At 61.4% G+C, this 11185-nt stretch carries 7 protein-coding genes and 1 pseudogene; 7 read left to right on the top strand and 1 reads right to left on the bottom strand.

All coding sequences use genetic code 11. The annotated features are described in order from the left end of the window. From ACFWP0_RS29505 to ACFWP0_RS29530, 6 genes and pseudogenes are all read left to right on the top strand, one after another. A pseudogene (locus ACFWP0_RS29505) lies at nucleotides 1-639 on the top strand (type VI secretion system tip protein VgrG); the annotation flags it as partial. A gap of 85 nt (nucleotides 640-724) precedes the next feature. After that, nucleotides 725-5677 carry an RHS repeat-associated core domain-containing protein gene (locus ACFWP0_RS29510; protein ID WP_377848289.1) on the top strand — a complete coding sequence of 1651 codons (4953 nt, stop codon included), beginning with the start codon at nucleotides 725-727 and terminating at the stop codon, nucleotides 5675-5677. Beyond that, a complete protein-coding gene (locus tag ACFWP0_RS29515; RefSeq protein WP_377848291.1) occupies nucleotides 5625-6212 on the top strand; it encodes a hypothetical protein in 588 nt (195 codons plus the stop codon). The genes ACFWP0_RS29510 and ACFWP0_RS29515 overlap by 53 nt, the downstream gene beginning before the upstream one ends. 214 nt (nucleotides 6213-6426) lie before the next feature. Next, entirely contained in the window at nucleotides 6427-7428 is a 1002-nt protein-coding gene (locus tag ACFWP0_RS29520) for an RHS repeat-associated core domain-containing protein (RefSeq protein ID WP_377848293.1), read from the top strand. A gap of 306 nt (nucleotides 7429-7734) precedes the next feature. After that, a complete protein-coding gene (locus ACFWP0_RS29525; RefSeq protein ID WP_377848294.1) occupies nucleotides 7735-8187 on the top strand; it encodes a hypothetical protein in 453 nt (150 codons plus the stop codon). Between the two features lie 207 nt (nucleotides 8188-8394). Next, nucleotides 8395-8844 (top strand): hypothetical protein, encoded by a 450-nt coding sequence (locus tag ACFWP0_RS29530; RefSeq protein WP_377848300.1) that lies wholly within the window; start codon nucleotides 8395-8397, stop codon nucleotides 8842-8844. A 53-nt stretch (nucleotides 8845-8897) separates the two neighbouring features. On the opposite strand, the gene kdgD is transcribed toward ACFWP0_RS29530, so the two are convergent. Further along, nucleotides 8898-9812, bottom strand: a complete 915-nt coding sequence (kdgD, locus tag ACFWP0_RS29535; RefSeq protein ID WP_377848296.1) for a 5-dehydro-4-deoxyglucarate dehydratase — start codon at nucleotides 9810-9812, stop codon at nucleotides 8898-8900. A gap of 270 nt (nucleotides 9813-10082) precedes the next feature. On the opposite strand from kdgD, the gene ACFWP0_RS29540 reads away from it, so the two are divergent. Next, nucleotides 10083-11069: a Bug family tripartite tricarboxylate transporter substrate binding protein gene (locus ACFWP0_RS29540; RefSeq protein ID WP_377848298.1), complete on the top strand. Its 987-nt coding sequence runs from the start codon at nucleotides 10083-10085 to the stop codon at nucleotides 11067-11069. Nucleotides 11070-11185: the final 116 nt, after the last annotated feature.

Below are 11185 nucleotides of genomic sequence, written 5' to 3' on the forward strand. Positions count from 1 at the left end.
GTCATCAATGCGGGCGGCAGCGGCACGACCTACAACGCGGGCGGCATCACGCACGCGACCAGCGGGCCGTACAAGGTGCACTCGGCCAACGTGAATTACAGCGGTCCCAAGAGCCAGGCGGGCGTGTTCCCCGACGAGCCCAGGCCGGCCAAGGGAAACCTGGAGCTGTTCAACAAGTACCTCAACGGCCGAGGGATTTCCGAAGCGGCGTTTGACGTGGAGGACGCCCTGGGACGCGTCTTCAAGGGCACGCTCGATGCGCAAGGATTTGCCGCCGTATCGGGCGCAGCGCCCGGTCCCGCGAAAGTCAGTTTCGGCAAGGACCCCAACAACCCCTGGGAGCAAAGCAGCTTCTTGGGCAGGAAACCCTGGCCCGCCCAAGCGGCTGTTGGCGTGCCAACGCAGATTCAGGCGCTTGCCGATGAGCTGCAAGCCAAGGCAAAGGGGGTTCAAGAAGCCCTGCAGGCCGCGCAGGCGGCAAGCCAATGGGGCCAGCAGATGGTGGCCGCGGTCCAGGCGGGTCCCAAGGGCGTGCTGCGCACGGCGGGAGCCAGCCTGGCGCAAATGGGCCTGCCTGGCGCCACCGACTTGCTCAAGGACAAGGCCACTCCAACGCTTGCCAAGTCGCTGACGGGGTAGCGCTACGCATGTCCTGCCCGTTTCCGTTACATCCCTTTGCCCGCGCCTTGGCGCCGGGCTTATTCACCTAAGCGAATAGTCAGTCATGGCCAATCCATCCGGCACACCAAGCACGTCGAACGCCCCCTCGCGCTACACCCCGAAAGAATGGGGCGCCGTTATTGCAACACCGTGGAAAACCGTCTCCGACGGGTGGGAGAAAATCGGCGCCGATTTGCAGAAATTCAGTGTTTCCGAGATCGGCAAGGCCAGTATCCAGGGGGCCAGATATGCAATGATCAGCGCCATTGTGGCGAGCGCCGTCATCGCCCCGCGCCACGCCATCGAGGTGGAAGACGTTCAAGCAGCCGCTCGCGCATTCGATAAATGGTTGTTCGACCTCAGCGGTGGCTGGATCACGCTGGAACGGCTACGGACCGTAGCCAATGCAGTCCCCATCATCACCAACGCCATGGCCTTGGTCGACGTCGCCAATGACATCACCGAGATGCTGTCAAAAAAAGAGGTGATTGCCTTGGATTGGGTCGGCCTGGGGGTTGACCTGATCGGGGTCATTCCCGCTGGGGTGGGCTATGGCGCAATCCGTGGGGGCTTGCGCACCGCACTGCACACCGCGCGGGACGAATTCATGGCTCGGGGCTCAGCCGGCGTAAGCCAGGTGCTGATCGCCACCCTCGGCAACAACCTGAGCGCCAGCTTCAAGGGCGATTTGGAGACCTTCCTCCAGGATGCCGTCAACCAGCTCAATGCAATTCTCGTCGATGCGGCGGACATGGGGGAGCAGGTGGTCAATAGTTTGGCCGATGGCTTGATAAAACTCGCCAACGGCGACCTGGGCGGCGCACAAGATTACCAGGCAGCGGATCAGAAGCTGCAAGCGATCCTGAAGAACCGTGGATCGGTCGGCGCCATGGATTTGTTCACCCACCCCAATTTCTGGAGCGCGCTGGGCAGCATCGCGCTCGGGCAAGCCAAGGACGTGGTTGGCCAGGGCGCACGCTTGGTGATGTTCGATTCGTTCAAGAATAATGTCCTTCAAGTGGCGGATCAGTTGAAAAAACTGGCGCCGCAAGTCAAGGCCCAAATCCTCAAGCTGGCGGACCCCAATGTCCAGCAGAGCATCGGCTGGATGCTTACGCAGCTCCTGCAGGCGGTGGTCGCGAAAAGGAAGCTTGGGCGTTCCCAGCCCAGCAACGTCCGCCCAGCACAGACCAACCAGGCCAAGCGCCAGGCTACTGGCGCGGAAAATGACGTCATCCATACGCAGGCACAGGTCAAAGGCGATCCCAAGCCAGGCAGCGGCTGCAGCTCCTGCAACAGCATCACGTTCGCGCGCGGCGCGGAAACCCTGACGCACACGGACGCCGTACTGCCGGGCCCGTTTGCGTTGCAATGGGCGCGCACCTACCGTTCGGACCTGGATGCCTACGACGCAGGCCCCGGCGGTGCGCGCTGGATCAACGAATTCACGACCCGCCTGGATGTGCTGCCCGAACTGCCCGATGGCGCGCAATTGCGCTATCACGGCGCCGACGGCCGCAGTCACGACTACCCGTTGCCGCAGCCCGGGAAGCCTCACTACGACGCCATCGAAAACCTGACGCTGGTGCGCACTTCGCGTGATGAACTGATCGTGGCCCAGGGCTATCGCCGCCAGGAGACATACCGGCGCCACGGCGAGATATTCAGGCTCACGGGTATTGAGCTGCAAGGCGGCGCTCGCGCCTCGTTGCATTACGATCATCAGGCGCATGGCCGCCAGGTGCTGTCGGACCTCGTGACATATCAGGACGATGAATTCCATACCCACCTGGGCACCCAGCTGGATGAAGCCGGCCGCATCGTGGCGCTATGGCAGATTGCCGAAGGCAAACCGCGGCGTCAATTGGCAAGCTACCTGTACGACGACACGGGCGATCTGCTGTGCGCCCAGGACGAACATGGCGGCCAATGGACCTACCAATATCAGCATCACTTGTTGACGCGCTACACGGACCGAACGGATCGCGGCATCAATCTCGAATGGGATGGCGTGGGCCCCACGGCACGCGCAATACGCGAATGGGCTGACGACGGCACCTATGAACTGAGGCTGGAGTGGTCCGAGAAAATCCGCTTGACGACGGTGACCGACGCCCATGGAAATCGGACGGCGTACTACTACGACATCCTGGGCTATCCCTATCGCATCGTTCATCCCGATGGTCTGTCGGAATGGCTCTACCGCGACGGGGCCAAGAACGTCACCCAGCATGTTCATCCCGACGCGAGCATCGATCGCTACGCCTACGATGACCGTGGCAACTTGCTGGAACACATTCGTCCCGATGGCAGCGTTGAACATTACGCCTACGACGACCGCGACCAGCTCTACAAGATCCGCGACGCCGAGGGCGGCTTGTGGCAGCGCGACTACAACCCGCGCGGCTACCTGACCGAGACGATCGACCCGCTGGGCAACAAGACCGAGTACGCCTACGACATCGCCGGCAACCCGGTCGCCATCAAGGATGCCCGTGGCGGCCAGAAGCAGCTGGCCTACAACGCCGCCGGCCAGATCACGCAGTACACGGATTGCTCGGGCAAGACCAGCGCCTGGACGTACGACGAACTGGGGCAGTTGCGCGAGTTCACCGATGCCGCGGGCAACGCCACGCGCTACGCCTACGCGGCAGGGCAACTCGCCAGCGTCACGCACCCCGATCAAACGACGGAACACTTCGAGCGCGACGCCGAGGGCCGCCTGCTTGCGCATACCGACGCCTTGGGCCGGTGCACCCGCTGGAGCTACACCGCCGCGGGCCTGATCGCCCAACGCAGCGATGCGGCCGGTCGAATGCTGAACTATCAATGGGACAAGCTTGGACAACTGACGGCGCTGGCCAACGAGAACGACAGGCAGGCCCGCTTTGTGTACGACCCGGCAGGCCGATTGCTGGAGCAGCGCGGCTTCGATGACCAGGCCACGCGCTATCACTATGACCCGGCCAGCGGCACGCTGCTGTCCACGCAAGACGGCGACCGCGTCATCGAACTGGCGTTTGACGCCATGGGGCGCGTGGCGCAACGCCACGCACGCCCCTACGCCGCAAGCGCCGGCGCGTCGGCGCAAGCGGCTGGAGCCCAGACGGAGCGCTACGCCTACGACGGCAACGGCCGCCTGATCCTGGCGGAAAACCCCGCCTGCCGCCTGCAGTGGTTCCACGATGCGGCAGGCAACCTGACGCGCGAGCATCAGCACTACCAGAGCCTGCCGGCGCCGGTCACCGCCGTGTGGAAGCACGAGTACAACGAACTGAACCAGCGCGTCGCCACGCTGCGCCCGGACGGCCATCGCGCCAGCTGGCTGACCTACGGCTCCGGCCACGTGCACGGCATGATGTTCGACGAGCACGAACTGGCAAGCTTCGAGCGCGACGACCTGCATCGGGAGATCGAGCGACAGCAAGGCAATCGCCTGGTGCAGACCCAATCCTGGGACGCGATGGGCCGGCTGGCCGAACAGAGCGTGGCGCGCATGCCGGGGGTTTCCGGAATGGCCGGAATGCCCGCTACGCCTGGCATCGTCGCCGGCGTCGGCAACAGCGGAAGCGGTCAGCGCCTGCTGCACCGCGGCTACCGCTACGACGCGGCAGGCCAGCTCGAAGCGATCCAGGACAGCCGGCGCGGCCCCTTGGCCTATCGCTATGACCCGGTAGGCCGGCTGCTCGAAGCCGTCAGCAGCCTGGGCAAGGAGACGTTCGCCTTCGACCCGGCCAGCAACCTGCTGGACCCGGCAAGCGGCCGCGCCGACGAGAGCACCCTGGGCATGGCAGGCCCCGTCTACACCTACCGCCACCGCTCGGCGCACCTGGATAACCTGCTGCGCGACTACGCCGGCACGCATTACCAATATGACGCGCGCGGCAACCTGATCGAGAAACTGCACAACGGCCAGCGTTCGCGCTTCGAGTGGGACCTGTTCAATCGCCTGACCGGCTACAGCAACGATACGCTGCATGTGAGCTACCAGTACGATGCCTTGGGCCGTCGCCTGATCAAGCAATCGGAAGCACATTGGCGCGAACGTCCCGGCATGTCGCATGCGCAGCGCCAGGACGAACGGGCTCGCCTGAACCGGGCAGCCGGTTGCGCCACGACGCTATACGGCTGGGATGGCGATACGCTGGCCTGGGAAGGGCGCGACGACCAGACCACGCACTACTTGTATGAGCCGGGGAGCTTCGTGCCGCTGGCGCAGGCCATCAGCAAGAAGCCGGTGCTGCTGCACAACCAGCCGGAGTATGCGGGCGCGTATGACATCGATCGGGATCCGCTGTGGACCACGTCGCCCAAGCCCGATCCGTTGGATGCATTGGCGTGGTACCAGTGCGACCACCTGGGCACGCCGCAGGAACTGACCGATGCGCAAGGCGAGGTCGTCTGGAGCGCGCAGTACAAGGCGTGGGGCGCGGCCAAGGAGGTGATCTCAAGCGCCGCGCAGGCGGCGGGGATACGTAATCCGATCCGATTTCAGGGGCAGTACTGGGACCATGAGACGGGACTGCATTACAACCGGCACCGGTACTATGATCCGGAGATCGGGCGGTTTATCGCGAAGGATCCGATCGGGTTTGCGGGCGGGTTGAATGTTTATCGGTATGCGGATAATCCAATTTTGTGGATCGATCCGTTGGGGCTGGCTAAACGTGGTCCAAAACCCAAGGGTGAAGGTCCGCATAATGTAGTTATTGGTGCATGGGGACAAGAAGTTGAAGCTAACGGTGGAAAGGTTATATCCGGCGGCGGGATCAAAAGTGAAGTTCTTGTTCGTACACCGGGCGGTCACAAAGAGGGGCGTCGTACGGATATTGCTTATGAGGACAAGGATGGAAAACTTATCTATGGTCAAGTTGGTAGAACTAAGGCTGATGGCACTCCCGTGACGCGCGAAGTCAAGGCAATGGAAGATCTGAAAATCAACACACTTGGTGACGATGTTCCAGATGACGTTCAATTTCGGTCATATTGCCCATGCCCTCGGAAAGGAAGGAAGTGAAATGGACAGAATTATTTTTATGAATTTCGACGATTTTATATCCATTAATTCGGCGCTTCTCGAAAAAACCGGACTTAGCCTGTACCGGTCAGATAGTTATGATCATCCATTCGTGAAAGTTGCTAACGTGGATCGATCCACATGGGTTGATAGTGGCATGCGAGCTTTGTGTTTGCTTATCGGAAAATCCAAAGATGAAGACCAGATTCTAGGTGATCGACAGTTCGATGTTAAGCGAGACCGCCGCGTTGGCTTTGTAGATGTAGCGTATGGTGGGGAAGATGAAAATGCAATTGGGGCGTCACATTACGGAGCCGATACCTCCGAGACCTCGAAGCTGGTCAATAGTGAGTTGAATAAGTTGCTTAAGAAGTATGCTCACAAGGGAGTTTTTGACGTTGCAGGAAACCCTGTTAAAAACTACTACTGGACGGACGGAGCATTGGAAAGCGGGAAGAACTGGCATCGTTTTTTAGGTCATGGAGTTCGAAAGCCTCGAAACGTTAATCCAGGATATCGCCCGATGCTTGATTAGGGATGGAACCTCAACGAGCAGGCGCTTGTCCACGAAACCTCGGACCTTGGCCGGCCAGACGGCCTGCGGCAACCGCCTGCCGGTGCACAGCTACCGCTAACACGCCAGCGGCCAACTCACCGACGTCAGCGATGCCCGCCGCAGCTAACTGACCTATCGCTTCGACCCGTTGGGCCGCCTGCAGAGGCGCGAAGACGTCTGGGCAAGGAGACATTTGCCCTTCGACCCGGCCAGCAACCTGCTGGATCCGTCAAGCGCCCGCGCCGACGAGAGCACCCTGGGCATGGCGGGCCCCGTCTACACCTACCGCCACCGCTCGGCGCACCTGGATAACCTGCTGCGCGACTACGCCGGCACGCATTACCAATACGACGCGCGCGGCAACCTGGTCGAGAAACTGCACAACGGCCAGCGTTCGCGCTTCGAGTGGGACTTGTTCAATCGCCTGACCGGCTACAGCAACGATACGCTGCATGTGAGCTACCAGTACGATGCCTTGGGCCGTCGCCTGATCAAGCAATCGGAAGCACATTGGCGCGAACGTCCCGGCATGTCGCATGCGCAGCGCCAGGAAGAACGGGCTCGCCTGAACCGAGCAGCCGGTTGCGCCACGACGCTGTACGGCTGGGACGGCTGGGACGGCTGGGACGGCGACATGTTGGCCTGGGAAGGGCGCGACGACCAGACCACGCACTACTTGTATGAGCCGGGGAGCTTTGTGCCGCTGGCGCAGGCCATCAGCAAGAAGCCGGTGCTGCTGCACAACCAGCCGGAGTATGCGGGTGCGTACGACATTGATCGGGATCCGCTGTGGACCACGTCGCCCGAGCCCGATCCGTTGGATGCATTGGCGTGGTACCAGTGCGACCACCTGGGCACGCCGCAGGAACTGACCGATGCGCAAGGCGAGGTCGTCTGGAGCGCGCAGTACAAGGCGTGGGGCGCGGCTAAAGAGGTCATCTCAAGCGCCGCGCAGGCGGCGGGGATACGTAATCCGATCCGATTTCAGGGGCAGTATTGGGACCATGAGACGGGACTGCATTACAACCGGCACCGGTACTATGATCCGGAGATCGGGCGGTTTATCGCGAAGGATCCGATTGGGTTTGCGGGTGGGTTGAACGTTTATCAGTATGCGCCGAACCCGACAAATTGGATAGATCCATCCGGCTTGTCGAAAGGCAATAAAAGGTGCGACCGGTGCAATTCAAGGTGACAACATTCCTGGAGGAGCAGTACTAGGAAAGAGCACACGAGCTGGCGGAGGCGGAGTTCAAAACCCGGTGGTGCAAGACATTTATGATTCCGTTCCTGTAGAAAAGCGAAGTCCGTTCCATTGTAAATGCGCTGAAGGCGATGCCCTCACGAAGATAGCAAATCAAACAGGAGTCACGAACATTGATAAACTTCGGCAGATAACAACGGGAGCAGAATCAACCGTATATGGCCCGACGGGTGAATATAAGCCTGCATGCACTTCCTGCGCTCCCGTCCTTGACATACTAGGGATCAAGCATAAGAGATGAAAGAAGACGCCATTCAATTAGAACTGCTCGAAGAACGGGTCGATTTGGCTCAACTGCCATTTGATCGCGCCGTTGTGCTTTTTTCAGAGTTTCTCCGACTCGTTGCCCGCGAGCTTTGTAGCCAGGAAAAAATTGAGAGATGTTTCTTTGAATGGGTGGATGATAGCTTGCATCTTCCAGATTTGTTTTTTTCCGGGGAATGCTCGAGCGTAGATTTTCGTAGTCGCAGAATTGAGGTTTGGCGGAAACATGACATGGAGGAGGATTTTATGAAAAAGAGATTTCTTCGCGCGATTGTTTGCTGTCTTTATGAGGAAACATCAGAAGAGGGGCAGAGATATGAAACCTCGGAGATGGTGGAACTATTCTTCTCTGTTCTTTTAGATATGGATCCAGGGCTATGCCTTCGATTCAGGCTCTTTCTCGAGCACGGGACTGATATTCGCTAACCAGCATAGTGCGACCGCTATTCCGCCATTTTTTTATTACGGGAGATGAGGCAGAGACGAGACGTTCTTTGATCCGGCTTGTGTAAGGGACCGACGAAAGTCGACAGGGACAGATGGCCGCATTCCCGCCTCTTTTGTTCATCGCAGCCGGACTTCCTCGCCGTTGGGGGTAGGTGTCGGTGCGGCTCGGCATGATCGGACGACCTGCTGCGCGACCACGCGGGCACGCATTACCAATACGACGCGCGCGGCAACCTGGTCGAGAAACTGCACAACGGCCAGCGTTCGCGCTTCGAGTGGGACCTGTTCAATCGCCTGACGAGCTACAGCAACGATACGCTGCATGTGAGCTGCCAGTACGATGCCTTGGGGCGTCGCCTGATCAAGCAATCGGAAGCGCATTGGCGCGAACGTCCCGGCATGTCGCATGCGCAGCGCCAGGAAGAACGGGCTCGCCTGAACCGGGCAGCCGGTTGCGCCACGACGCTATACGGCTGGGATGGCGATACGCTGGCCTGGGAAGGGCGCGACGACCATGCCGGTCCCTGCGCAGGAAGTTTGCGCACCCCAGATGACAACATAACGCCGTCATCTCACAGCCGTTTCATGGCTCCTCCTCGCGCCGCCCGGGGCGCTGAGAAGCAACCTTACCTCTAGTTTTGACCTGTACGGATATTCCGGGGGCACGTCAGCATACCTGCGCGCGGAGCTTACTGCGCGCCTGATTTCTTGATCAGCGCGTTCAGCATTTCCAGCTCTTCGCCGGTCAGGTCGGTCAGCGGCGCGCGCACCGGGCCTGCATCGTGGCCGACCAGCTTGGCGCCGGCCTTGACGATGCTGACCGCGTAGCCGGCCTTGCGGTTGCGGATCTGCAGGTAGGGGAGGAAGAAGTCGTCCAGCAGGCGGTTGGTGGTGTCGTGGTCGGCGCAGGCGATGGCGCGGTAGAACTCCATGGCCATCTTGGGCACGAAGTTGAATACCGCCGACGAGTAGACCGGCACGCCCAACGCGCGGTAGGCGGCTGCATAGACTTCCGCCGTGGGCAGGCCGCCCAGGTAGGAGAAGCGGTCGCCGAGCTTGCGGCGGATGCTGACCATGGCTTCGATGTCGCCCACGCCGTCCTTGAAGCCGACGAGGTTGGGGCAACGGTCGGCCAGTTGCGCCAGGCTGTCTGCCGAGAGGCGCGACTGGGCGCGGTTGTAGACGATGACGCCGATGTTGACGGACCTGCAGACTTGTTCGACGTGCGCGGCGATGCCGTCTTGCGAGGCTTCGGTCAGGTAGTGCGGCAGCAGCAGGACGCCCTTGGCGCCCAGGCGTTCGGCTTCCTGCGCATAGGCGATGGCCGTGCGGGTGGGGCCGCCCGCGCCGGCCAGGATGGGCACCTTGCCGGCGCAGGTCTGGACCGCGGTGCGGATGACGTCCGAGTATTCCTGGGGAGCCAGGGAGAAGAACTCGCCCGTGCCGCCGGCGGCGAACAGGGCGGTGGCGCCGTAGGGGGCCAGCCATTCCAGGCGGGTCGCATAGCCCTTGGCGTTGAAGTCGCCGTTCTGGTCGAAGTCCGTCACCGGGAAGGAGAGCAATCCTTCCGACACGATTTCTTTTAGTTCCTGGGGAGTCGTCATGCCTATCGTCGTCCGTTAAGAGGGATGGGTAATGAAAAGCGGGTTGGCGCTTGGAGTGGTATTAGATGTACGTCATCGTACAACATAAACGATGAGCGGGCAATGTGCCGAAACCCAAATTCCTATGGCTGGCCATCGGGCCAGGGAAGATTGGAAATACCGGAATTACCCTAGATTGAAAGGTCAGTCCGGCCGAAGTATTCTCCTTTTCCGATAAGTTATACGACAACGTACAAGATTGACGACATCCGTCACTTTTAGGAGACAAGCTTGAAGGCATTCCCTCTGTTGCGCCACGTATCCGCCGTCCTGGCGCTTGCCGCCCTGGGCGCTCCCGCTGCCAATGCCGCCGACGACTGGCCGCGCGCCAAGGCGATCACGCTGGTGGTGCCGTTTGCCGCCGGCGGCACGTCCGACATCCTGGGCCGAATGATCGCGCAGGAATTGGGCTCCACGCTGAGCCAGACCGTGGTGGTGGAAAACAAAGGCGGCGCGGGAGGCGTGCTGGGCGCGGACGCCGTGGCGCGGGCCAAGCCCGACGGCTATACCTTGCTGCTGGGCACCATCGCCACGCATGCGATCAATCCGTCCTTGCTGCCGGGCATCAACTACAACGCCGCCAAGGACTTCGCGCCGGTCATCCTGCTGGGCAGCATTTCCAATGTGCTGCTGGTGGGCGCCGGCCAGCCGTACAAGAGCGTGCAGGAAGTGGTGGCGGCGGCCAAGGCCAATCCTGAGACCATCGCTTTCGGATCGGCCGGGCAGGGCACGTCGCAGCACCTGTCGGGCGAGGTCTTCAAGCAGTTGACGGGCGCCCACCTGACGCATGTTCCGTACCGCGGCAGCGCGCCGGCCATCCAGGACCTGATCGGCGGTCAGATTCCCAGCTCGTTTGAAACCGCGCTGGTGGCGCTGCCCTATGTGCAAAGTGGCAAGGTGCGCGCGCTGGCGGTCACGTCCGCCAAGCGGACCGCGGTGCTGCCCGACGTGCCCACCATGCAGGAGGCCGGCGTGTCCGGCTTTGATGTCAGCAGCTGGCAAGCCATCTATGCGCCGGCCAATACGCCGTCCGCGGTGGTGGACAAGTTGAACAAGGCGATCGCCGGCATCGTCGCCAAGCCCGAGGTCAGCGCCAAGATGCAGGGCCTGGGTCTGGCCTACACGCCGAATTCGCCAGCGGAGTTTGCCTCGTTCCAGGCGGGCGAACAGTCCAAGTGGGCCAAGATCATTGCCGACGGCAAGCTGAAGGCGCAGTAGGCGCATAGCGCGCGCAGACAGCAACGCCGCGGGGGCGGCCCCCGCGGGGGGGGGGGCGGGCGGGGGGGTTGGTTGTGTGGGCAGGGGGGGGGCGCCGGGCGTCGAGAAAGAGGGGC

Source organism: Achromobacter sp. NPDC058515 (assembly GCF_042721735.1).
Taxonomy (GTDB): Bacteria; Pseudomonadota; Gammaproteobacteria; order Burkholderiales; family Burkholderiaceae_B; genus Achromobacter.